At 71.8% G+C, this 653-nt stretch carries 1 protein-coding gene; it reads left to right on the top strand.

Annotated features, from left to right (window positions below; translation table 11 throughout):
* Positions 1-653 (top strand): transposase (locus tag IEX31_RS18510; protein ID WP_188744850.1); only part of this gene is annotated, 653 nt, incomplete at both ends.

Here is a 653-nt window from a genome sequence, read left to right as displayed (position 1 = left end):
GGGCCGATACCGCCGGGCAGCTGCTGGAGCCGGTGCCGACCCCGGCGTCGACGACGTGGGCCGGTATCGCGAAACGGTTCACCGATACGCACCTGGCCGGGATTCCCGCCGCGCTGAAGGTGATCAACACCGACTGGGTGAACCGGTTGCCCGCGGTACGACGGCGGGCGCTGCTGCGGGAGGTGACGATCGACGGGGACTCCACCGATGTCGAGGTCTACGGCCGCACCAAGCAGGGCGCGGCGCACGCGTATACCGGCGCGTTGACGTTGCGCCCGCATATCGGGCACTGGGCCGAGGCCGGCGTCCCGCTGGCCGCGGACCTGCTCGGCGGGAAGGAGGATCCCCGCTCCAGCGTGGTGGACCTGCTGGACCGGGCGATCGGAGCGCTCCCCGATGGGGTCGAGCACATCCGGTGCCGGTGGGATGCCGGCTACTTCGCCGCCGATCTCGCCAAAGCCTGCATCACCCGCGGCATCCGGTTCGCGATCGGCGCGAAACGCACCCGGCCCCTCATCGTGGCCGCCGGCCAGGCACCCGACGAGGCGTGGGTTCGGGCGATCGGGATGGAGGACACCGAGATCGCCGTCATCGACCACCTGCCGGGCACCTGGCCGAAAGACGCCGGGATCCGGTGCATCGCCCGCCGCACC

Origin of the sequence: Agromyces bauzanensis, from assembly GCF_014645655.1 — a bacterium.
Classification (GTDB): Bacteria; Actinomycetota; Actinomycetes; order Actinomycetales; family Microbacteriaceae; genus Agromyces; species Agromyces bauzanensis.
The sequence above is the reverse complement of the archived record's forward strand: the minus strand, read 5'-3'. Positions and strand labels throughout refer to the sequence as shown.